The 21626-nt window shown below is 72.9% G+C and carries 19 protein-coding genes; 4 read left to right on the top strand and 15 right to left on the bottom strand.

Annotated features, from left to right (window positions below; all coding sequences use genetic code 11):
* Positions 1-20: 20 nt before the first annotated feature.
* The 5 genes from narI to ID810_RS02635 are packed head-to-tail and all read right to left on the bottom strand — an operon-like array spanning position 21 to position 8306.
* Positions 21-812: a respiratory nitrate reductase subunit gamma gene (gene narI / locus ID810_RS02615; protein ID WP_166855311.1), complete on the bottom strand. Its 792-nt coding sequence runs from the start codon at positions 810-812 to the stop codon at positions 21-23.
* Complete coding sequence (gene narJ, locus ID810_RS02620) at positions 809-1555, bottom strand: nitrate reductase molybdenum cofactor assembly chaperone (RefSeq protein ID WP_166855309.1); 747 nt, start codon at positions 1553-1555, stop codon at positions 809-811. The genes narI and narJ overlap by 4 nt, the downstream gene beginning before the upstream one ends.
* Positions 1556-1582: 27 nt before the next feature.
* On the bottom strand, positions 1583-3148 hold the full coding sequence (gene narH / locus ID810_RS02625; RefSeq protein ID WP_166855307.1) for a nitrate reductase subunit beta: 1566 nt from the start codon (positions 3146-3148) through the stop codon (positions 1583-1585).
* The gene (locus ID810_RS02630; protein ID WP_166855305.1) at positions 3148-6909 is read right to left on the bottom strand and encodes a nitrate reductase subunit alpha; all 3762 of its coding nucleotides are present in this window, start codon (positions 6907-6909) and stop codon (positions 3148-3150) included. Before ID810_RS02630 ends, narH begins: the two co-directional genes overlap by 1 nt.
* Positions 6910-6953: 44 nt before the next feature.
* Entirely contained in the window at positions 6954-8306 is a 1353-nt protein-coding gene (locus tag ID810_RS02635) for an MFS transporter (protein ID WP_166855303.1), read from the bottom strand.
* Positions 8307-8674: 368 nt separating this feature from the next.
* Between ID810_RS02635 and ID810_RS02640 the strand changes: the two genes are divergently transcribed.
* The gene (locus ID810_RS02640) at positions 8675-9175 is read left to right on the top strand and encodes a MogA/MoaB family molybdenum cofactor biosynthesis protein (protein WP_235931729.1); all 501 of its coding nucleotides are present in this window, start codon (positions 8675-8677) and stop codon (positions 9173-9175) included.
* Between the two features lie 8 nt (positions 9176-9183).
* Here ID810_RS02640 and mobA read toward each other — a convergent pair whose 3' ends face one another.
* From mobA to ID810_RS02655, 3 genes are read right to left on the bottom strand one after another with little or no spacing between them, the layout of a single operon-like run.
* A complete protein-coding gene (gene mobA / locus ID810_RS02645) occupies positions 9184-9849 on the bottom strand; it encodes a molybdenum cofactor guanylyltransferase (RefSeq protein ID WP_166855299.1) in 666 nt (221 codons plus the stop codon).
* A 4-nt stretch (positions 9850-9853) separates the two neighbouring features.
* Entirely contained in the window at positions 9854-10354 is a 501-nt protein-coding gene (gene moaC, locus ID810_RS02650; protein WP_268916232.1) for a cyclic pyranopterin monophosphate synthase MoaC, read from the bottom strand.
* Positions 10351-11712: a molybdopterin molybdotransferase MoeA gene (locus ID810_RS02655; RefSeq protein ID WP_166855297.1), complete on the bottom strand. Its 1362-nt coding sequence runs from the start codon at positions 11710-11712 to the stop codon at positions 10351-10353. Before ID810_RS02655 ends, moaC begins: the two co-directional genes overlap by 4 nt.
* Positions 11713-11871: 159 nt before the next feature.
* Between ID810_RS02655 and ID810_RS02660 the strand changes: the two genes are divergently transcribed.
* Positions 11872-12312, top strand: coding sequence for a molybdenum cofactor biosynthesis protein MoaE (locus tag ID810_RS02660; protein ID WP_166855295.1), 441 nt, complete (start codon positions 11872-11874; stop codon positions 12310-12312).
* A 207-nt stretch (positions 12313-12519) separates the two neighbouring features.
* Here ID810_RS02660 and ID810_RS02665 read toward each other — a convergent pair whose 3' ends face one another.
* From ID810_RS02665 to ID810_RS02675, 3 genes are all read right to left on the bottom strand, one after another.
* Positions 12520-12789: a MoaD/ThiS family protein gene (locus tag ID810_RS02665; RefSeq protein WP_166855293.1), complete on the bottom strand. Its 270-nt coding sequence runs from the start codon at positions 12787-12789 to the stop codon at positions 12520-12522.
* 48 nt (positions 12790-12837) lie between these two features.
* Positions 12838-13989 carry a GTP 3',8-cyclase MoaA gene (moaA, locus tag ID810_RS02670; RefSeq protein WP_166855291.1) on the bottom strand — a complete coding sequence of 384 codons (1152 nt, stop codon included), beginning with the start codon at positions 13987-13989 and terminating at the stop codon, positions 12838-12840.
* 112 nt (positions 13990-14101) lie between these two features.
* On the bottom strand, positions 14102-14425 hold the full coding sequence (locus ID810_RS02675) for a DUF2249 domain-containing protein (RefSeq protein ID WP_166855289.1): 324 nt from the start codon (positions 14423-14425) through the stop codon (positions 14102-14104).
* A 96-nt stretch (positions 14426-14521) separates the two neighbouring features.
* Between ID810_RS02675 and ID810_RS02680 the strand changes: the two genes are divergently transcribed.
* Both ID810_RS02680 and ID810_RS02685 read left to right on the top strand, forming a co-directional pair.
* The gene (locus tag ID810_RS02680; protein WP_166855287.1) at positions 14522-15940 is read left to right on the top strand and encodes a hypothetical protein; all 1419 of its coding nucleotides are present in this window, start codon (positions 14522-14524) and stop codon (positions 15938-15940) included.
* Positions 15933-17459 carry a multicopper oxidase domain-containing protein gene (locus ID810_RS02685; RefSeq protein WP_166855285.1) on the top strand — a complete coding sequence of 509 codons (1527 nt, stop codon included), beginning with the start codon at positions 15933-15935 and terminating at the stop codon, positions 17457-17459. The genes ID810_RS02680 and ID810_RS02685 overlap by 8 nt, the downstream gene beginning before the upstream one ends.
* Before the next feature lie 123 nt (positions 17460-17582).
* Here the strand turns inward: ID810_RS02685 and ID810_RS02690 are convergent, their stop codons facing one another.
* Genes ID810_RS02690 through ID810_RS02705 form a run of 4 tightly spaced genes read right to left on the bottom strand, consistent with a single transcriptional unit; the run spans position 17583 to position 21615 of the window.
* Complete coding sequence (locus tag ID810_RS02690; protein ID WP_235931721.1) at positions 17583-18332, bottom strand: helix-turn-helix transcriptional regulator; 750 nt, start codon at positions 18330-18332, stop codon at positions 17583-17585.
* 9 nt (positions 18333-18341) lie between these two features.
* Entirely contained in the window at positions 18342-19040 is a 699-nt protein-coding gene (locus ID810_RS02695; protein ID WP_235931723.1) for a GNAT family N-acetyltransferase, read from the bottom strand.
* The gene (gene rsgA / locus ID810_RS02700; RefSeq protein WP_166855283.1) at positions 19037-20149 is read right to left on the bottom strand and encodes a ribosome small subunit-dependent GTPase A; all 1113 of its coding nucleotides are present in this window, start codon (positions 20147-20149) and stop codon (positions 19037-19039) included. Before rsgA ends, ID810_RS02695 begins: the two co-directional genes overlap by 4 nt.
* Positions 20149-21615 (bottom strand): 3-phosphoshikimate 1-carboxyvinyltransferase, encoded by a 1467-nt coding sequence (locus tag ID810_RS02705; RefSeq protein ID WP_166855281.1) that lies wholly within the window; start codon positions 21613-21615, stop codon positions 20149-20151. Before ID810_RS02705 ends, rsgA begins: the two co-directional genes overlap by 1 nt.
* Between the last annotated feature and the right edge of the window lie 11 nt (positions 21616-21626).

The raw sequence follows: 21626 nt of genomic DNA on the forward strand, positions 1-21626 counted from the left end.
CTCCTGGCGCGGGCCCCGGCTCAGGCCCCGTGCGAGGGGGTGAGGTCGTCCGCGCCGGAGTTGCCCGTGCCCTGCGTGCTCACCGGCTGCCAGCCGCGACGCGGTGCCACGGTCGAGGTCGCGCCCGTGCGTGAGCGGTAGACGACGTAGGGGCGTGTCGTGTAGCCCACCGGGGCACTGACGGCGTGCACGAGACGGGTGAAGGGCCAGATGGCGAAGAGCAGCAGCCCCGCCACGATGTGCAGCTTGAAGACCACCGGTACCTCAGCCATGAGGTGCGCCTGCGGGTTGAGCAGGAAGATCGAGCGGAACCACGGGCTGATCGTCTCGCGGTAGTCATAGCCCTCCGCACCACCCAGGAGCTGGGTCGTCACCGTTGCGGCGAAGCCCAGCAGGACCGGCACGAGCAGCAGCACGTACATGACCTTGTCGTTCCTCGTCGTGGCCAGACGGACCGACTTGATCACGATCCGGCGGTAGAGCAGCCCCGCCAGGCCCACCACCGTCATGACGCCCGCGATGGTCCCCGGGATGACGGCCACGAGATGGTACACGTGCTCGGACACGCCCAGCGCCTGCGTCCACGACTTGGGCAGGACCAGCCCCATGAAGTGGCCCATGGCGACGAAGAGGATCCCGAAGTGGAACAGGGGCGAGGCCCACCTCAGGATCGCCCTCTCGTTCCACTGCGAGGACCGGCTCGTCCACCCGAACTGGTCCGTGCGGTAGCGCCACACGAGCCCGATGACGAGCAGCAGGAAGCAGGCGTAGGGCAGAGCGGTCCACACGACCGCGGACTCGAAGGTGCTCATGGGCGGCTCTCCTGACTCGGGCCCCAGGCGGGCATGCCCGGGACTCGCGTGACGGGGGTGGAGGGGAAGGGAAGGGTCTGGGTGACACCGACGGTCTCCGTGGGCGGGCCGGCGGACACCAGCGCTCGGATGCGCCCCGCCGTCGCCTCGTCGATCTGCGGCAAGGTCATCGACACCGCCTCGACGAGGCGCCTGTAGGGGCTGGAGGCGTCCGCGAGCGCCGCTCGCAGGACCTCGATGCCCTCACGGTGCGAGGACAGCAGGGCCTCGGCCACCTCGTCGCCGCTGCGGGCGCTGAGCTCGAGGACCACCGGCAGGTAGTCGGGCAGCTCGTCCCCGACCATCTCGTAGCCGGCGGCGGCCAGCGCCTGCTTGAAGGCCAGGATGGCGGCGCCCCGGTGGCGCGTGTCCCCGACCGCGTAGTACGTCAGGTACAGGCAGCAGCGTCGACGCTGGTCGAAGGTCGCCACGTAGTGCTCGGCCATGGCCCGCTGCCCGCGCGCGCGGGCGGTGGCGATGAAGTCGCCGAGGGCCGCCGCCACAGGCTCGGGTGGAAGCGAGGCATCCTCGGTGGCCAGCGCCTGGGCGCATGCCTCCAGGCGGGAGGCGAAGGTGTCCTCGGCGGGGTAGTCCAGCAGGAGGGAGGCGACCATGTGGGTGGTCGCCCGCTGCCGGGCGGTGACCGCCACGGGGGTGACGGGCTCCAGCGCCGCCACCTGGGGGGCTCTGACGAAGGTGGTCATCTCGGGCACCCGTGTCTCGCCGTCGGCTCAGCGTCCGGCGGGACCGACCGCTGGGACGCTCTCACGCCGCACCCGCGGCAGTGGCAGGCTCACCCGCCCGCCCTGCTCGACGGCGCCGCCGCAGGCCTCGGGTGCGCCCGCCCCCAGGAGCGTGCGCACGTCCTCACCCATCGCGGTCATGCCGCGCGGCACCTCCGGGGCGGCCGTCGGCACGACGTAGCGGTCGTCGTACTTGGCGATGGCCAGCAGACGGTACATGGCCTCCACCTGCGCGCCGTTCATGCCGACGGCACCGGCGATCCGCTCATCGGGCGTGCGCCCCAGGCGCACCTCGCGCATGTGCGAGCGCATCGCGGCCAGGCGGCGCAGGACCCTCTCGACCGGATTCGTGTCACCCGCGGTCAGCAGGGCGGCCAAGTACTCCAAGGGGATGCGCATCTCGGACACGGCCGTGAGCAGGACCCGATGGTCCTCCCCGTCCAGGCCGGCGGCCGCGACCTCGTCGACCACGGGCGACAGCGGCGGGATGTACCAGACCATCGGCATCGTGCGGTACTCGGGGTGCAGGGGCAGGGCCACCTCGTAGGTGGAGATGAGGTCCCACACGGGCGAGTCCTGGGCGGCCGTGATCCAGGACTCGGGCACGCCCTCAGCGCGGGCGGCGGCAATGACCTGCGGGTCGCGCGGGTCGAGGAGGATCTCGCGCTGGGCCGCATACAGGTCCTGCGGGTCCGGTACGGCGGCGGCCTGGGAGACGCGGTCGGCGTCGTAGAGCAGGACACCCAGGTAGCGCAGGCGCCCGACGCAGGTCTCGGAGCACACGGTCGGCAGGCCCGCCTCCAGGCGCGGGTAGCACAGGGTGCACTTCTCCGCCTTGCCGGTGGCGTGGTTGAAGTAGACCTTCTTGTAGGGGCAGGCGCTCACGCACATGCGCCAGCCGCGGCAGGCGTCCTGGTCGACGAGCACGATGCCGTCCTCGGTGCGCTTGTACATCGCGCCCGAGGGGCAGGCGGACACGCAGGTGGGGTTGAGGCAGTGCTCGCAGATGCGCGGCAGGTAGAACATGAAGGTCTGGTCGATGCTCGTCTCGACCCTGCGTCCCATGGTCCTCAGGACCGGGTCGTCCTGCAGGGTCTCGGTGGAACCGCCCAGGTCATCGTCCCAGTTCGGGCCCCACTGGATGGTGGGCATGTACTCGCCCGTCAACTGGCTGCGGGCGCGGGCCACGGGCAGGGCGGGAGAGTCCTTCGGGGCGGACAGGAGCTTGTCGTACTCGTAGGTCCAGGGCTCGTAGTAGTCCTCAACCGTGGGCATGTCCGGGTTGGAGAAGATCTGGGCCAGACGGCGCAGGCGCCCGCCCGAGCGGGGCACGAGGCGTCCGCTGGCGCTGCGCGTCCAGCCGCCCCGCCAGCGCTCCTGGTCCTCCCAGCCCCTGGGGTAACCGACGCCGGGACGGGTCTCGACGTTGTTGAACCACATGTACTCGGTGCCCTCGCGGTTCGTCCACGCCTGCTTGCACGTGACGGAGCACGTGTGGCAGCCGATGCACTTGTCGAGGTTCATCACCATCGCAATCTGGGCCATCACCTTCATCAGAAGGTCACCTCCTGGTTGGTACGACGACGGATGACAGTGACCTCGTCGCGGTTGTTGCCGGTGGGGCCGATGTAGTTGAAGGCGTAGGCCAGCTGGGCGTAGCCGCCGGCGAAGTGGCTCGGCTTGAGCACGATGCGGGTCATGGAGTTGTGGGTGCCTCCGCGGCGTCCCGAGCCCTCGGTCAGGGGGGTGTTCATCGTGCGCTCCTGGGCGTGGTGCATGAAGACCGTGCCCTCGGGGATGCGGTGGGAGACGATGGCGCGCGCCGCCACGATGCCGTTGCGGTTGGTGGCCTCGATCCACTCGTTGTCCCGCACGCCGATCTTGACGGCGTCGGCCGGGCTCATCCACACGGTCTGGCCGCCGCGCCCCAGGGTGAGCATGTGCAGGTTGTCGTAGTACTGGGAGTGGATCGCCCACTTGTTGTGGACGGTGAGGTAGCGCACCGCGACCTGCAGCTCGCCCGCCTGCGTCGTGGAGACGGCGCCGGGGGCGGCCTCCCCGTACAGGCTGGCGAAGTCCAGCGGTGGGCGGAACTGCGGCAGGCTCTCGCCCATGTCCCGCAGCCAGTCGTGGTCGAGGTAGTAGTGCATGCGGCCGGTCAGGGTGTGCCAGGGCTTGGCGTGCTCGACGTTAACGACGAAGGCGCTGTAGCGGCGCCCGCCGTGCTCCGAGCCGGACCACTCCGGCGTCGTGATGACCGGCTGCGGCTTGACCTGCGTGTCGGCGAAGGTCACGAGCCTGCCGGCCTCCTCCTCGCTCAGCTCGACCATCTCGGTGCCGGTGCGCTTGGACAGCGTCCGCCAACCCTCGGTGGCCACGCGCCCGTTGGTCGCGCCGGACATGTGCATGACGCCGTCGCCGGCGCGGATGGGCGTGTCCACCAGCGGGCGGCCCTCGGCGGCGCCGCAGCCGGTGCCGTGGGCGGACGCCAGGCGGCCCATCTCCTTGTCCGGTGTCAGGGCGATGCCCTTGGTGGGCAGGCCGAGCTTCTCCACCAGCGGGCCCAGCGCGTTGAACTTGTTGAGGACCTGCGTGTAGTCGCGCTCGATGGGGATGAGCTTGGGCATCGTCACGCCCGGGACCCAGTCATTGGGCATGGCGGACACATCGCCGTGCGCCATCGTCAGGGCGTCGGGGGTGTCGTGGTTGAGAGGGGCGGCCACGACATCTGTCTGGGTGCCCAGGTACGTCGGGGCCCACTCGGAGACCATCCGGGCCAGCTGTTGGTAGATGTCGAAGTCGCTGCGCGCCTCCCACGGCGGGTTGATCGCCATGTTGAAGGAGTGGATGAAGGGGTGCATGTCCGTGGTCGACAGGTCGTACTTCTCGTACCAGGTCGCCGCGGGCAGCACGACGTCGGAGTGCAGGGTGGTGGAGGTGTTGCGGAAGTCCGCGGTCCACATGAGGTCGAGCTTGCCCTGAGGGGCCTCGTCGCGCCACGTCATCGAGACTGGGCGGCGGCCCTCGGGCGTCTCGGTGGCGTTGACGTCGTTGTCGGCCCCCACCATGTGGCGCAGGAAGAACTCGGTGCCCTTGGCGGAGGAGCCGAGCAGGTTCGTGCGCCAGGAGGCGAGGATGCGCGGGAAGTTCTCCTCGGCGTCCGGGTCCTCACAGGCGAAGCGCAGCTCGCCTGCGCGCAGCTGGTCGACGACGTACTCCTTGGGGTCCATGCCGGCCTCGCGGGCCTGCTGGCCCAGCAGCAGGGGGTTGCGGTTGAAGGTGGGGTACGACGGCGTCCAGCCGCGCTTCATCGCCTCGACCATCGTGTCCGAGACGGTCTTGCCGGCCAGGGTGCCCGCGCCGAGCGGGGAGGCGAGCCGATCCGCCGGGGTGTCGTCATAGCGCCACTGGTCGGTGGTGAGGTACCAGAAGCCGGTGGAGATCATCTGTCGGGCGGGCCGGTGCCAGTCGAGGGCGAAGGCCCACTGCTGCCAGCCGGAGACGGGGCGGACCTTCTCCTGGCCGACGTAGTGCGCCCAGCCGCCGCCGTTGACGCCCTGGGTGGCGCACATGGAGGTCAGTGCCAGGATCGTCCGGTAGATCTCGTCGGCGTGGTAGTAGTGGTTGATGCCCGCGCCCATGAGCACCTGGGAGCGGCCGCCGGACTCGATGGCGTTCTGGGCGAACTCGCGGGCCACGCGGATGGCCGCGGGCCCAGCCACGCCGGTGAGCTCGCTGGCCCAGGCCGGGGTGCCCGGCACGGTCGCGTCGTGGTAGCCCTCGGGCCACTCGCCGGGCAGGCCGGGGCGCTTGACGGCGTAGTTGGCGAGCAACAGGTCGTAGACGGTGGTCACGAGGCGGCCGTCGCTCAGGCGGGTGGCGGGCACGCCCCGGCGCATGACGCCGCCGCCCACGGTGCCGGTGGGCGTCTGGGATCCGGGCACATCGAAGCGGGGCAGCAGGATCTCGACGTTCTCGACCGTGTGGCCGGTGCCGCGCAGCTCCTCGATGCTCATGACCGGGTCCAGGCCCTCCATGAGCAGGTTCCACCGGCCCATGCCCTCGGGGGTGAAGCGGTCGGCGAGGGTGCCCCCGGGGTCCTGGGGGCCGCGCTCGCGGTCCCACACGAGGGGACGGAAGCTGTTGCGGGGCATGTCCTGGGCGACGCCGTCGACCTCGTCGGCGGTGATGAAGCGGCCGGGGACGGTGCCGGTGGCGTCGGGGGAGTCGACGAGCTCGATGAGGAAGGGTGAGTCGGTGTGGCGGCGCATGTAGTCCAGGAAGAAGGGCTCGCGCCGCCCGACGTGGAACTCGCTGAGGATGACGTGGCCCATGGCCATGGCCAGTGCGCCGTCGGTGCCGGGGGCCACGCGCAGCCACTGGTCGACGAACTTCGTGTTCTCGGCGTAGTCGGGGGACACGCCGACGACCTTCTGCCCGTGGTAGCGGGCCTCGGTCATGAAGTGGGCGTCGGGGGTGCGGGTCAGGGGCAGGTTCGAGCCCCACATGATGAGGTACTGGGCGTTGTACCAGTCGCCGGCCTCGGGCACGTCCGTCTGGTCGCCGAAGACCTGCGGCGAGGCGGGCGGAAGGTCCGCGTACCAGTCGTAGAAGGAGAGCATGGTACCGCCGATGAGCTCGTGGAAGCGGGCACCCGCCCCGTAGGAGACCATCGACATGGCGGGGATGACGGAGAAGCCGGCGCAGCGGTCCGGGCCCCAGGTGCGGATCGTGTGGACGTAGGCGGCGGCGATGATGTCCATGGCCTCGTCCCAGCCGACCCGGACCATGCCGCCCTTGCCGCGGGCGGACTTGTAGGTGCGGGAGGTCTCGGGGTCCCCGGTGACCTCGGCCCAGGCGGCGACGGCGTCGCCGTCGTGCCGCTTCCTGGCGGTGCGGAAGGCGTCGAGCAGGACGGAGCGCACGTAGGGGTAGCGGATGCGTGTGGGGGAGTAGGTGTACCAGGAGAAGGCGGCGCCGCGGGGGCAGCCGCGGGGCTCGTACTCGGGCATGTCCGGCCCGGTGGTCGGGTAGTCGGTGATCTGCTTCTCCCAGGTGATGACGCCGTCGGTGACGTAGACCTCCCAGGCGCACGAGCCCGTGCAGTTCACCCCGTGGGTGGAGTGGACCATCTTGTCGTGGCTCCAACGGTGGCGGTAGAAGGTGTCCGCCTCGCGCCCGCCCTCGAGGAACAGGCGGCGGGCGTCGGCGGAGGGCGTGCCGCGGCGCAGGTAGGAGCCCATCGTGAGCAGGCCGGGCACGGACTCGACGGGGGCTCCGGAGCTGGGGACGACGTTGTCGGTGGGAGCGGTCATCTTGGTTCCTTGGCGTGCGTGCGGGGGTGGTGGGCCGGCTGGGCTCAGCCCGGTCGCTTGGCGTTGGGCTGGGCGTAGCGGACCCAGCAGATGACGGCGCACAGGAGGCAGAAGGCCGCGCAGCCGTAGAAGAAGACGGGGGTCTCGATGACGGTCAGCGCGATGCCAACGAGGAAGGGTCCCAGCGAGGCGACGGCGGCGGTGAAGCCGATTGCCCCGCCCGCCTGCCGCTTGGGCATGATCATCGGCATCTGTTTGAAGGTGGCGGCGTTGCCGACCCCGGCGAAGAAGAACATGGTGAGCAGGCCGACCATGAAGACGGGGAAGTCGCTGGGCGAGTCCGCGATGGCGGCCTGGAAGCCGCAGAAGGCCATGGAGACGGCCATGCCGATGGCGGAGACGAAGGTCCAGATGGCGCCGCCGAAGCGGTCGCACAGGGGGCCCCAGGCGAAGCGGAGGAAGGAGCCGATGAGGGTGCCGATGAAGGCGTAGGAGGCGCCCTTGGGCAGCGCGTCGACGGCGAAGGTCTCGGCGAGGGTGGAGGAGGTGCCGTAGGTGTTGTTGATGATGTTGGCGGTCTGTGCGGCGAATCCGGAGAAGATGCCGAAGGTCATGATGTAGAGGACGGTCATGAGCCAGGTGTCGACGTTGCCGAAGATGTCGAGCTGTTGCTTGACGTTGGCCTTGACCGGCACGTCCTTGATGTAACGGAAGGCCAGGAAGGCCGCGATGAGGGACCAGGGCAGGAAGAAGACGGTGGCGTTGACGACCATCGGAGCGCCCTCCTCGAAGGGGGTGACCCAGGTCAGGCCCAGCAGGGAGGTGCTCAGCAGGACGGGGGCGGCGAGCTGGATGACGCTCATGCCCATGTTGCCCAGGCCGCCCTGCAGGCCCAGGGCCGTGCCCTGCAGGCGCTTGGGGAAGTAGAAGCCGGTGGACGGCATGTATCCCGAGAAGGTGGCGGCGCCGATGCCGCAGGTGAAGGCGAGGGCCAGGAGAGTGCCAAAGGGGGTGCCGGGGTTCTGCACGGCGAAGAACCAGCCGAGCATCGGCAGGACGAAGAGGAGGGAGGACCAGCCGATCATCTTGCGCGAGCCGATGGTGGCGGGCAGGAACATGTAGATGAGCCTGAGGGCAGCGCAGGACAGTCCCGGCATCGAGGTGATCCAGTAGATCTCGTTCTTGCTCAGGTCGAAGCCCACCTCGTTCAGGCGCGGCGCGATGGCGCTGGGCAGGAACCAGACGGTGAAGCCGAGCATGAGCGAGAAGGTCGTGATGGCCAGCGTCATCCACGCGATCCGCGAGCTCCAGCGCTCGGGGTCCTCGGGGCTCCAGCCGCGAAGGACTGCGCCTGAGGTGTCGAGGGCGGGGAGGGTCTGCTCGTCGGTGCTGCTCATGGGAACTCCTGTCTGACTGCTCATGGGGACGTGTGTCTGACGTGGCTCTGACGCTGCGCACGGTGCCGGGCGCCGGGGGCAGGAGGGGAGATGGCTTCCTGTCATGATGAGCGAGGTGCTGCTGGGGTGGAATGGGTGGACTTCTGTCCCGGAACCGTGCGGGTTCCGGGACACTGATTTGTCACGGACGGCACCGCATTAAGTCATAGGCTCATGCTCTAATAAGTGACGTCGCACACACGGTGGGACGGCTGACGGCGGGGTGCGCGAGCCTGGCCGTCTACGGTGCGACCATGCGCACGTCCTCACAGCCCGCCTCCCGGTCGGCCGCCCAGCCCGACGCCGACGCCGTCGTCCACAAGGCCCTCATGCCCCTCGAAGAGCCCGTCCGCGGCGCCGTCATCACCGTCTCCGACCGCTGCGCCAGCGGCGAGCGGGAGGACTCCTCCGGCCCGCTCGCCCAGCGCCTGCTCGGCGAGCACGGCGTCGTCGTCGACACGGTCGTCATCGTCCCCGACGATGTCGAGGCCGTCCGCTCCGCCATCCGCGCCGCCGTGTCCGACGGCGCCCGTGTCGTCCTGACCGCAGGCGGCACCGGCGTCACCCCCTACGACCTGACCCCCGAGGCCACCGCCCCGTTGCTCGTCACCCGCCTTGAGGGCCTGGAGGCCCAGATCCGTGCCCACGGCCTGACCAAGACCCCGCTGGCCGGGCTCTCACGCGGCCTCGTCGGCGTCACCAGCCGCCAGGCCGACGGCGCCCTCGTCGTCAACGCCCCCGGCTCGCGCGGCGGGGTCACGGACACCGTCGCCGTCATCGGCCCGCTCGTGCCCCACGTCCTCGAGCAGCTCGGCGGCGGTGACCACTGAGCGCGCCCTCAGCCGTCCCGCTCCCAGGCGGCGATCTCCTCCCACGTGTCCAGGTCCCGCCCCGCGCCCCGCAGCGCCCCCAGGTCCACCTCGAGGGGCGCGAGCACCCCGAGTACACGCCTGAGAGCCACGTCGCGCAGCGGCGCCCCGCCGGGTGCAACGGCCTCACGGAGAGGACCCGTGCGGTAGACGCCCACGAGGTACTGGCGGTGAGCGCCGTCCGTGCTCACCGCCCCTGACGCCCCCGGTGAGGCGGTCAGACGGGCGACGAGCCCCGGCAGGGCGCGCCACGCCTCGGGCGCGTCACAGGCGAGCAGGGCCGTCGTCGGGACCGACGTGCGCCCCCCGGCACCCAGGGCGAGCAGGCCCGCCCCCGCCCCCGCCACCGGCCCGCCGAGCGGCGGGTCCTCCAGCGCCCGGCGCACACCGGCGGGCAGGGCCACGTCCTCAGGCGCCACGACGACGACCTCGCCCAGCGCGAGCGAGCCGCGCAGGCTGTCCAAGCCCCTGAGCACGTGGTCGATGAGACGGGCCCCGCGCGCCACGACGTCGGGCTTGGAGGCCCCACCCAGACGCGCGCCCGTCCCACCCGCGAGCACAACGACGTCGAGACCCCCCGCCCCAGCGGCCGATGGGACCGCCGCGGCCGGGTCGGGGCAACCTGCCCGGTGCACGGACTCAGCCCTCGCCGTCGGCCGGACGGACCCAGTCACCCGAGCGGCCCCCCGACTTCGCCGTCACCCGCGCCTCGCGCAGGCACACCGAGCGATCCACGCCCTTGATCATGTCCACCACCGCCAGGCCCGCCACCGTCGCGGCCGTCAGCGCCTCCATCTCCACCCCCGTGCGCTCCGCCGTGCGCACCGTCGTCTCGATGCGCACGCCCCCGTCCTCGATGGCGAGGTCGACGCTGCACCCGTGCACGCCGATGACGTGCGCCAGTGGCAGCAGGTCCGGTACCCTCTTCGCCGCTGCGATGCCCGCCACCCGCGCCACGGCCAGCACATCGCCCTTGGGGACGCTGCCCTCGCGCAGGGCGGCAACCACCAGTGGAGAGCACTGGACGAAGGCGCTCGCGCTCGCGGTGCGCACGGTCGGCTGCTTGGCGGTGACGTCCACCATGTAGGCGGCGCCGGCCTCATTCAGGTGGGTCAGGCGGATCTGAGAGGGGTCAGTCACGGGTCTCTCCGTTCGCGGGTCGGGTACGTGGGCAGGGGTGAGGCGGGGTGCGTCAGGAGGATGAGGCCGACCTCCTGGCCCGGCTCGACGGCGGGCGTGTGGGCCTCGACGACGGCGAGGGCCTGCGCGGCCCCGAGCGAGGCGACCAGGTGGGAGCCGGAGCCCAGGCGGTGCACCGGCGCCACCCACGGGGGCGCGTCCGGCAGGTCCCGGCCCTCACCGTCCGGTGGGGCCACCAGGCGCACCGGCAGGTACTGACGGCGCTCGCCCGCCGCCCTCCAGCCCACCGCCGCGCGCGCAGCAACCGGCACCATCGAGGCGGTCACCTCCCGGCGGCCGTGGCCGGACAGGACCGCCAGCGCGGGGGCGACGAAGACCGTGAAGGACACCAGCACGCTCACCGGGTTGCCCGGAAGCATGATGACGGGCACCTGCCGGCCGTCCTGCGCGAGCACCGTGCCGTGCCCCTGCGGCTTGCCCGGCTGCATCGCGACCCTCGCGAAGGACACGTGCGTGCCACTCGAGTGCTCGTGGGAGGCGGCCAGCATGGTGAACGGGTCGAAGGCGCCCGCGGACACACCGCCGGAGGTGACCACGAGGTCCGCGGCCTTCGCCGCCTCGCCCAGCACCTGGGCGAGGTCCGCGGCGGTGTCGCCGACGCGCGGGACCGCCACCGTCAGGGCCCCGTGCTCGGCGAGCAGGCCCTGGAGCAGCAGCCCGTTGGAGTCGGGGACCGAGCCCGGCGCCAGGGGGGTGCCGGCATCGACCAGCTCCGTACCGGTGGAGACGACGGCGACGCGTGGGCGCGGGTGGGCCCGCACGTCGGACAGGCCCACCGAGGCCAGGGAGGACAGGACCGCCGCCGACAGCACCGTGCCCGCCCGCGCCACCGGGTCTCCGACGGCGACGTCCTCGCCCGCGCGGCGCACGTTGAGGCCGGCGCGGGCCCGGGCGCGGACCTCGACCTCCCGCGGCAGCGGCGCCTGGCCGGGCTCCTGGTCCGTGTCCTCCACCCGGACGACGGCGTCGGCTCCCTCGGGCAGCATGGCGCCGGTCATGATGCGCATCGCGGTGCCCGGTGCGAGCGGGCCGGGCGCTGCGCCCGCGGGCACGTCGCCCGAGACCGGCAGGCGCACAGGGGCGCGGTCAGCGCCGACGGTCTGCGCGGCGCGTACGGCGTAGCCGTCCATCGCGGAGTTCGTCCACGCAGGCACCGGCAGGCGGGCACGGAGGTCCTGGGCGAGGACGAGCCCGTGGGCGTCGGCCAGCGGGACCTGCCCGGCCGGCAGCGGCGCGAGCGTGCTCAGCAGTGCGTCGAGGTACTCCTCGGGGGAGAGCATCTGCGGGGCGTGAGCCATCTCGGGTCCTTCCGTCGCGGTGGGGCGCCTTGAGGACATCATGCCCCGGGGTGCCGGCTGACAGCGGGGCACTGTGGGAGGTGAGCGACCCTCCGTGTACGGTCGGGGGCGTGGGCCCGGTCCCGCGCCCGGGACCGCCGCCCCTTGACGAGGAGAAGCATGACGCAGCCCCGCACCAGCGCCGTCGTCGTCCGCGCTGAGGTCACCACCGACGCGATCAGCGCGGCCGAGCTCGCCAAGGCCGTCGAGCACCGCGCTGCCGGCGCCGTCGTCACCTTCGACGGCGTGGTCCGCGACCACGACGGCGGGCGGGCCGTGACCGCTCTGACGTACGAGGCGCACCCGAGCGCCGACGCCGTCATCGCCCAGATCGCCGCCGAGATCGCCGCACGACCGGGCCTGCGCGCCGTCGCCCTCGTCCACCGCGTCGGCAACCTGACGATCGGGCAGACGGCTCTCGCCGTCGCCGTCAGCGCCGATCACCGCGCCCCCGCCTTCGAGGCTGTGCGCGACCTCGTCGAGGAGGTCAAGACGCGCCTGCCCGTGTGGAAGCACCAGGCCTTCACCGACGGCACCCGGACGTGGTCCAACCTCGCCTGAGCTCGCTGACCCGCGGGCTCAGCCGCCCGCTGTGTTGCCGCGGGCTCAGCCGCCCGCTGTGTTGCCGCGGGCTCAGCCGCCCGCTGTGTTGCCGCGGGCTCAGCCGCCCGCTGTGTTGCTGCGGGCTCAGCCGCCCGCTGTGTTGCTGCGGGCTCAGCCGCCCGCTGTGTTGCCGCGGGCTCAGCCGCCCGCTGTGTTGCCGCGGGCTCAGCCGCCCGCAAAGGGCGGCAGGACATCAACCCGGTCGCCCTCCTCAAGAGGTGTGAGCGAGTCCGACGGCGTGGACAGGGAGTTGACGAGGAAGGTCGACACGCCCACCACCGTCGCCATCTCCAGGCCACGTCCGGCCAGCGCCTCGCGCAGCCCCGCAAGCGTCGTCCCCGACGCCACCTCAAGGCGCTCCTGGGGGCGGCCGGCGGCCTCGGCCGCCGCGGCGAAGTAGTGCACCTCGATCGAGATCGGTGGGGTCGGGCTCATGTGTGCTCCTCTGGTTGCGGCGGGTTCACGGTAGCAATCGCGCGCGTCTCAGCCGCCGATAGCGGACATCGTGCGCGCGGGGCGCTCGAAGCCGTCCGGGGCGTCCCACGGCTCATCCGAGCCGTGCGCCAGGGGCTTGCCCCACGTCGCCGCGGCCCACAGCTCGATGATCTCCTCATCTGAGGCCCCCGAGCGCATCGGCCCCCTGAGGTCTGTCTCCCGGGAGGAGAACAAGCAGGTCATGAGACGGCCGTCCGCCGTCACCCGCGTGCGGTCGCAGTCCGAGCAGAAGGGGACGGTCACCGAGGAGATCACCCCGACGACACCCTCCGGGTGGCTCCCGTGCGCGCCCCGGCCGGCGGACACCCTCCACAAGGTCGCCGGACGACGGTTGGCACGCCCGATCTCTGTCAGCCGGAAGCCCGCCTCGGCCAGGACCCGCAGCACCTCGTCGCGCCCGACGACCTCCTGCGGTCGCCACGTCTCGTGCGGCCCCAGCGGCATGTGCTCGATGAAGCGCAGCTGCCAGCCCCGGCGCAGGGACTCCGCCAGTAGCCGCGGCGCCCGCTCCTCCAGTGCCCCCGCGACTGCGACGGCGTTGATCTTGACCGGGCTCAGCCCCGCCTCCTGGGCGGCGACGATCCCCCGTAGCACGTCCTCGAGGCGGTCGCGGCGCGTGATCGCCGTGTACTCGGCCGGCTCGAGGCTGTCGAGCGAGACGTTGACCCGGCCCAGGCCCGCCGCCCGCAGGCTCGCCGCCCGCTTGTCCAGGCCCAGCCCGTTGGTCGTCAGCCCCACGTCCACCGCGCCGCCCGAGCGGGTGCGCAGGCCTGCGACGGCCGCCACGACCTCCTCGAGGTCGCGGCGCAGCAGCGGCTCACCGCCGGTGATCCGGATCCTCTCGATGCCCAGGCGCTCCACCGCCAGGCGGGCCAGGCGGGCGATCTCGGCCACCGTGAGCAGCTCCGGCGTCGCCAGCCAGTCCATGCCCTGGGCCGGCATGCAGTAGGTGCAGCGCAGGTTGCAGCGGTCCGTGACGGACAGGCGCAGGTCGCGCGCCGTGCGCCCGTAGCGGTCCACGAGCCGGGTGACGGGACCGGAGGCCGGGGCCACGGGGGACTCGACCACCGGCCCGCACCGCGCACCGCGAGGCGCGGGCGTGGGCAGGTCCACGACCGGGAGGCGGCTCAGGGTGGGCATGTCTTGAGGATAACCAGGGGCCCGGCCGGCCGGTGCGGGAGGGAACGACGACGGCGGCCGGTCGGTCACGACGGCGGCCGGACCGGTCCCGGGTCCCGCTGGTCTGGGGCGCTCAGGCGGTGCGCCGGATGTGGACACGGGCGAAGCCCTCACCGACCTCGAGCACGCTGTGCTCGAAGGTGAGGGGCAGGTGGTCGATCTGGGCGAGCAGCGGCCTCGGCACGTGCGGGGCGAGCAGGTCGAAGCCCTCGCCGATGGACAGGCTGGAGGCGGCGCCGATGATAGCCGCGTGACGCAGGCGGTGGGGGATGGGGCGGGCGTCGAGGGTGAGGGGCGCGTCCGCGTGGCCGCAACCGCAGCCCGCATGGGAGTGGGTCTCCTGGACGGGGATGAGCCTGGGCTCAGTGGACTCAGTGGGGTCGGTGGACTCTGTCACGGTGAGCTCCTTCTCATGGGCTTGTGCTCGTCCTCCCGCTCCGGGGCGGACGGCAGCGCCTTGGCGGCCACCTCCTACTTTATTACGGTGTGAACTGTGAAAAACAAGGTGGCTCTGCGCCCCGCCCTCCCACCCCCACCCGACACCCGCAGGCACCCGCGTCGCACCACCCAGGTGCGACGCAACCTCGTCGTCCTCGCCTGGGTCCTGGCCGCCGCCCTCCTCGCCCTCCTGGTCCTGACCGGCCCCCTCGCCGCCTGGGGCCAATGGCTGCCCTTGCACACCCTCCTCCTGGGTGGCATCGGCTCGGCCATCACCGTGTGGTCGGCGCACTTCGCCGACACGCTCCTGCGCCGCCCCGCCCTCGGCGGTGCCACCCTGCTCGACGTGCGTTTGTATGCCCACAGCCTCGGCGCCGTCCTCGTCCTGGCCGGCATCACGGCGGGCCGCGACGACCTCACTCTGGCCGGGGTCGGCGTCGTCGTTGCCAGCGCCCTGGCCGGTGCCCTGTCCATCGCGCTCCAGTACCGGCGCGCCCTCGCCCCGCGCCTGGCGGGCCTCGCCCTGCACTACGCCGTCGCCCTCGTGCTGCTCGCCGTCGGCGCCGCCCTGGGCTATCTCACCAACTGGGCCAACGATCATGGCCGCGCCCCCCTCTCCGACGCCCTCTACGTCGCCCACACCACGACGATGCTTCTCGGCTTCGTCGGCACCACCGTCCTGGGCACCCTCACCGTCCTGTGGCCCACGATGCTGCGCACGAAGATGGAGCCCGAGGCACCCCGGTGGGCCCGAGCGGGGCTGCCGCTCCTCGTGGCCGGAACCGCCCTTCTGGCCGCCGCGGGCATCTGGGCACCCCTGGCGGCGCTGGGCACGCTCGCCTACCTCGCCGGCGCCGCCGGTGTGCTCGTGCCCGCCTGGAGGACCGCCCAGCGTGTGCCCCCGACCTCCTTCGCCACCGCCTCCGCGGCCGCTGCCGTCGCATGGTTCCTCGCCTGCCTGCTGTGGGTCGGGGTCGGCGTGAGCGTGGCCGGCAGCGGTGACGCGGACCCGGGCGCCGCCCGCGACGTCATCCACGCCGTGCGCGTGCCGCTCGCCGCCGGTTTCGCCCTCCAGGTCCTGGCCGCCGCCCTGTCCTACCTCACGCCCGTCATGCTCGGCGGGGGACCGACCGTCACCCGCGCAACCAACGCCATCATGGACCGGGCCGCCACTTACCGGCTCGTGACCGCCAACGCCTGCCTCCTGCTCGCCGTGCTCGCGCCCCTGCCGTGGCCCGTGCGGGCGGTCACTGGCCTGGTCGCCGGGGTCTGCGCCGCTTACGTCCCGGTGGGCATGGTGCTCGCCTGGGCCGAGCTCCGCCGCAGGAAGGCCGACGGCGTCGCCACCTCCCAGCCGGCAGCCCACGCCGTCGTCCCCTCCCACTCAGATGCCGACGTCGTCGTCCCCGCCCGCCCGGCAGCCGACAGCCCCGCCCCGACCGACCCCGAGCAGAAGGACGCCCGAGATGAGTGAGACCACCGAGCCCGCCCGGGGCGACAACTCCGCCGAAGCCTCCCCGACCCAGCCCGCCGCGCGCCCGGCACCCCCGAGGGCCGACGTCACCGCGGGCACCGCTCCCGCGCCGACCGCCATCAGTGGCCGTCGCACGGACGGCAGCCAGGCGCAGGGCCTGCGCCCCACCGACCGGCGTGGTGCCCTGCTGGGACTGCTCACCACCGGAGCGGCCGTCGTCGTCGGCTCTATCGCCGCCAACCGCCGCCCGGCCACCAGCACCGCCGGTACCGGCCGTACCGACGGCACCGTCGCGGCCACCGGCACCACCATCGAGGTCACGGTCCGCGTCGACGGCATGCGCTTCGTGCCCGACACCATCGACGTCGCCCCCGGGGACCGCCTCCTCATCACTCTGGACAACACCTCCGACCAGGTCCACGACCTCGTCCTGGACACCGGCGCCGCCACCGGGCGCGTGGCAGCCGGGGCCTCGGCCACGCTCGACGCCGGCGTCATCACCGGCCCCACCGAGGGCTGGTGCTCCATCGCCGGCCACCGCGCCCAGGGCATGGTCCTGAGCATCACCACCGACGGTGCCGCCGGGCACGCCGACCACCACCACTCCGCGGCACGCTCAGCCTCCGCGGTGCCCGACCTCCAGGCACCCCTGCCCGGGGGCTTCGAGCCCGTCGAGGCCACCCTCGCCCCCGCGCCCACCGGGACGACCCACCGCCACACCTTCACCGTCACCGAGGTCGAGGGCGCCTACGTGGGGGCAGGCGTCACCCAGACCCGGTGGACCTTCAACGGCACCTGCCCGGGACCCGTCCTGCGCGGCAGGGTCGGCGACGTCTTCGAGATCACCCTCGTCAACGAGGGCACGATGAGCCACTCCATCGACTTCCACGCCGGGAGCGTCGCGCCCGACGACGTCATGCGCTCGATCAACCCCGGCCAGAGCCTCGTCTACACCTTCACCGCCGCGCACGCCGGCATCTGGCTCTACCACTGCTCCACCGCCCCCATGAGCGTGCACCTGGCCTCCGGAATGCACGGCGCCGTCATCATCGACCCCGTCGGCCTGGCCCCGGTGGACCGCGAGTACGTCCTCATCCAGTCCGAAATCTACCTCGGGCCCGAGGGCGGGCAGACCGACGCCGACAAGGTCGCGGCCAAGACACCGGACCTCATGTGCTTCAACGGTGTCGCCTTCCAGTACGCCCTGGCACCGCTGGAGGCTCGGGCGGGCGAGCGGGTGCGCCTGTGGGTGCTCGACGCCGGGCCCTCGCTGGCCTGCTCCTTCCACGTGGTCGGGTTGCAGTTCGACACGGTCTTCCTCGAGGGTGCCTACATGCTCGGCGGGCCCGAGGGCCTGGGGCAGGCCTGGGGCGGGGGCTCGCAGGCTCTGGGCCTGCAGCCGGCGCAGGGCGGGTTCGTTGAGGCGGTCGTGCCCGCGGCCGGCCGCTATCCGATGGTCACCCACGCCTTCGCCGACATGGAGAAAGGGGCCATGGCGATCCTCATGGCCACCGACTGACCCCGGGGCCCGCCCGGGAGGGGGCTGTCGGTCATGTCCGCCGCGTGGACACCTGCTCGCTGCAGGAGTCGCCCTTCGTGTCACTCATCCCTGGTCAGCACCCGTCCCGGCCCGCAGGGCGCCTCAGTCAACCAGGCGCAGGTGGCAGCCGTCGGGCTGCAGGGGCGTGAGCTCAACCCGCCCCGGCCTCTGCCCACCCGGTCCCCCAGCGGCGTCGTTACGGCGCAGCTCCTCGTTGAGGAAGGCCTCGTGCATGGCGCACACCAGGGGGTGAGGCACCCTCGAGCGCGTCACCAGGGGGCAGGCACGCAGCAGGACACCCCCGTCGCCGTCTGTCTCGGGGGCGAAGCCCATGCTCGACAGGTGCGGCTCAAGGGCGGCCACGCGCTCGGCGACGCTCAGCTCCCTGCTGTCAGCCCTGCCGTCCGTTCTGTCGCCCGCGCGCCCCTTGACCGGCGCGACTGGAGGGGCGCCCGTGACCACCGCCCAGCGTCGGCCGATCTCCTGGGCGCAGCGCATCCCCGCCTCGTCGGTCCCGATCGTCTCGCACACGACGTCGAGGAGCGTGAGGTAGGAGTCCAGGACGTCCTCGGGGTCCGGCGCTGTCGAGGAGTACAGGATCGAGGGGCGCCCGCGCCGGCCCGTCGCACGGCTGCGCGAGGTGACGAATCCCGCCGAGATGAGGGCGTCCAGGTGCTCGCGCACCGTGTTGTGGTGCAGGCCCAGAGCCGTGGCGATCTCCAGGGCCGTGACCGCCTCGGCGCAGGACTCGACGTGCTCAAGGACCCGGCGGCGCGTGGACGGCAGCGCCGAGCGGGTCGACAGGTCTGCCCACGAGGGGCGGGGTGCACGATGAGACGAGGACAGGGGCACGCCTTCACCCTAGCCCCGGCCGGACGGGCGCGCCGGGTGAGCCGGATGTGCTGGACGCGTCATCGCCCAGTAGACCGGAAGCGGCTCGTGGTCCAGCACCGCCACCCGGCGAAAACCCAGGCGCTCATACAGGCGGCGCGAGCCCGGAGACGTGGACTCCAGGTGAGCGACGTCGCCCCCGGCGTCGACCCTCTCCAAGCCGTGGCGCAGCAGGGCCGTGCCGGTACCGGAGCCGCGCGCCTGTGGCGCGACCGCGACCATGTACAGGTACCAGTGCGGCTGCTCGGGCCGAGCGGCCTCGCACTGGGCGCCGTCGAGCAGGACCAGTCCCCAGGCGTCCCCCAGCAGGGCTCGGTCGATCCCCGCAGGAGGCGCGTCGCCCGGGCCGAGTGGCCCGGCCGGGTCGCCCTGGGCCCCAGGCGGCACGGGGGCGTCCCACAGGGCGACGCCGAGAACCCGCTCCTCGCCGTCGGACCCGATGGCCACGGCGAGGTCCACCACCGAGCCCGCACGCCGGGCGGCGTCGGCGCTGAGGTAGCGGTCGGCGAGCTCGACCCGGTGCAGGTGCTCCAGGGCGGTGCGCGGCGACGGCGCTGCCGCGGCGATGGCGCTCATGAGCGGGTCGATGAGGAACACGTCGGTGAGCAGGCCGACGACGACGTCCAGGTCCGCGGGCCCGCCCGGGCGGATGGCCACGGGCTCGCTCACCGCTCCCCCTGCCGACGGTGCGCCGCGGGCACCGGGTCCTCGGCCTCCAGGGAGGGGGCCAGCAGACGACGGAAGGAGTCGACCCGGGCCCGGCGCAGGCCGCGCCCATCGTCGTCCGGGCCCGCGGCGCCGCACCAGGCGTCCAGGGCGCAGTCGATGACCCCGGCCTCGTGCGTGCAGCCGCGCGGGCAGTCCTCGGCCACCTCCGCGAGGTCCGGGAACCCGCGCAGGACGTCGGCGCTGGAGACGTGGGCGACCCCGAAGGAACGCACGCCCGGGGTGTCGATGACCCAGCCGCCGCCCGGCAGCTCAAGCGTCTGCAGGTTTGTCGAGGTGTGGCGCCCGCGCCCCGTGACCTCGTTGACATGCCCGGTCACCCGGTCCGCCCCCGGCACCAGGGCGTTGATGAGGGTCGACTTGCCGACGCCGGAGTGGCCGACGAACACGCTCGTGCGCCCGCCAATGACCTCGCGCACCGCCTCCACGCCGTCGCCGCCCGCACGCGAGGCCTCGGCCCGGCTCGACTCATCCAGGCGGGTGACCACCGAGCGGACCCCGAGCGGCTCGTACAGGGACAGCAGTGGGGCGGCGTCGGCCAGGTCCGACTTGGTGAGCACGAGCAGGGGCTCCATGCCCGCGTCGTAGGCGGCCACGAGGTAGCGGTCGATCATGCGCGGACGCGGCTCGGGGTTGGTGACGGAGGTGACGATGACGAGCAGGTCCGCGTTGGCCACCACCGGCTTCTCCGTGCCTGCGGCGTCGCCGTCCTCCGCGCTGCGGCGCAGCAACGTGCGGCGCTCTTCGACACGCACCATCCGGGCGAGCGTGTCCTTGCGGCCGCTGACATCGCCGACGACGGCGACCCGGTCCCCGACGACGACCTTGCCGCGGCCGAGCTCGCGGGCCTTCATCGCCGTGATGTCGCCCGAGCCGTCCTCGGTCAGGGCGGCGTTCTCCAGGCGGATGCGGTAGTGGCCGCGGTCGATGCGGGTGACGGTGCCGTGGTGGGCGTCGGAATGGGCGGGGCGCTGCTTGGTGCGCGGGCGCGAGCCCTTACCGGGGCGCACGCGCACGCGCGGGTCGTCAGTGCCCGTGTCGCGGCGGGCCATCAACGCCCCCTCCCGTGCTCGCCGCCCTGGCCCTGGGCGAGCACCGCCTCCCACCGGGCGGGGAAGTCCGGCAGGGTCTTGGCGGTGCAGGCGACGTCGTCGAGGGTGGTGCCGGGCAGGGCGAGGCCGATGAGCGCGGCGAAGGTCGCCATCCGGTGGTCGGCGTAGGCGTGCAGGAGGGCCGGGGCCAGGCGCTCGCCGTCGGGCAGGGCGTCGATCTCGATGCCGTCGGCGCGCTCGCGGGCGCTGGCCCCCAGGCGGCGGGCCTCGGCGACGAGGGCGGCCAGGCGGTTGGTCTCGTGCCCGCGCAGGTGCGCGATGCCGGTGAGGCGGGAGGCGTGCCCCTGGGCTGAGGCGAGGACGGCCAGGGCGGCGACGGTGGGGGCGAGCTCCCCGACGGCGGACAGGTCCGCGTCGATCCCGTTGAGTCGGCCGGTGCCGCGGCAGGTCAGGCGCAGGGTGCCGACGCCGTCGGGCTCGGTGGTCACGATGCCACCCAGGCGGGGCAGGAGCTCGCGCCAGGCGTCTCCCGCCTGGGTTGTCGCCATCGGCCAGGCCGGGACGGTGACGCGCCCGCCCGCGACGAGGGCGGCTGCCAGGAAGGGCCCGGCGTTGGACAGGTCCGGCTCGATCGTCACCCGTCCGCCGCGGGGGCGGCCGGGGTGGACCCGCCAGGTGCGTTGGCCGTCGCCGTCCTCGGGGGAGGGCTCGTCGACGGCGATGCCCCGCTCGCGCAGGCAGGCCACGCTCATACCGACGTGCGGCAGGGAGGGGACCGGGCCGCTGGGGGTGACGGCGAGGCCGCCGGGCAGCAGGGGGCCGGTGAGCAGCAGCGCGGAGAGGAACTGCGAGGAGGACGAGGCGTCGAGGCTTGCCGTGGTGGGTTGTGAGCCGCCCGCGCGTCCGTCTGTTGAGTTGTTCGCGCGGCCGTCCGTGGGACCGGCCGGTGGGGTCAGGTGCACGGGCAGGAAGCCGGGCCTGCCCAGCCAGCTCACGCCGACGCCGAGGGCTGCCAGCGCTGCCATGAGGGGGCCCAGCAGGCGCAGGCGGGCGCCCTCGTCGCCGTCGAGGACGACCGGGGCGTCGGCCAGCAGCACGAGCGGCGGGATGAAGCGCATGACGGTCCCGGCCAGCCCACAGTCAATGTGTCCGGCGCCGTCAGGGCCGGTGTCCACGGGTAGCGGCAGGGGAGCGGGCGTCACGTGCAGACGGGAGGCGTCGCCGTCGGCCTCGGTGAAGCGGGCACCAAGGACGGTCAGAGCCGCGCGCATGAGCGCGGTGTCGCGTGAGCGCAGGACGCCCGCCAGGGTGGTGGGGGCGTCTCCAAGGGCGGCGAGCAGCAGGGCGCGGGCGGTCAGCGACTTCGAGCCGGGCAGGGTGACGACGGCGTCGAGGGGGCCGGTGGCCGCGGGTGCGGCCCAGGGGGCGGCGGTAGCGAGGGCGCTGTGGTCGTCCTTGCTGGTCACGGGCACCCCAC

Origin of the sequence: Actinomyces respiraculi, from assembly GCF_014595995.2 — a bacterium.
Lineage (GTDB): Bacteria > Actinomycetota > Actinomycetes > Actinomycetales > Actinomycetaceae > Actinomyces > Actinomyces respiraculi.

What these genes read in the sequence shown, in the direction of transcription:
- narI (WP_166855311.1), bottom strand. Translation starts at nt 812, where the DNA reads ATGAGCACCTTCGAGTCCGCGGTCGTGTGGACCGCTCTGCCCTACGCC.
- narJ (WP_166855309.1), bottom strand. Translation starts at nt 1,555, where the DNA reads ATGACCACCTTCGTCAGAGCCCCCCAGGTGGCGGCGCTGGAGCCCGTC.
- narH (WP_166855307.1), bottom strand. Translation starts at nt 3,148, where the DNA reads ATGAAGGTGATGGCCCAGATTGCGATGGTGATGAACCTCGACAAGTGC.
- ID810_RS02630 (WP_166855305.1), bottom strand. Translation starts at nt 6,909, where the DNA reads ATGACCGCTCCCACCGACAACGTCGTCCCCAGCTCCGGAGCCCCCGTC.
- ID810_RS02635 (WP_166855303.1), bottom strand. Translation starts at nt 8,306, where the DNA reads ATGAGCAGCACCGACGAGCAGACCCTCCCCGCCCTCGACACCTCAGGC.
- ID810_RS02640 (WP_235931729.1), top strand. Translation starts at nt 8,675, where the DNA reads ATGCCCCTCGAAGAGCCCGTCCGCGGCGCCGTCATCACCGTCTCCGAC.
- ID810_RS02655 (WP_166855297.1), bottom strand. Translation starts at nt 11,712, where the DNA reads ATGGCTCACGCCCCGCAGATGCTCTCCCCCGAGGAGTACCTCGACGCA.
- ID810_RS02660 (WP_166855295.1), top strand. Translation starts at nt 11,872, where the DNA reads ATGACGCAGCCCCGCACCAGCGCCGTCGTCGTCCGCGCTGAGGTCACC.
- ID810_RS02665 (WP_166855293.1), bottom strand. Translation starts at nt 12,789, where the DNA reads ATGAGCCCGACCCCACCGATCTCGATCGAGGTGCACTACTTCGCCGCG.
- moaA (WP_166855291.1), bottom strand. Translation starts at nt 13,989, where the DNA reads ATGCCCACCCTGAGCCGCCTCCCGGTCGTGGACCTGCCCACGCCCGCG.
- ID810_RS02685 (WP_166855285.1), top strand. Translation starts at nt 15,933, where the DNA reads ATGAGTGAGACCACCGAGCCCGCCCGGGGCGACAACTCCGCCGAAGCC.
- rsgA (WP_166855283.1), bottom strand. Translation starts at nt 20,149, where the DNA reads ATGGCCCGCCGCGACACGGGCACTGACGACCCGCGCGTGCGCGTGCGC.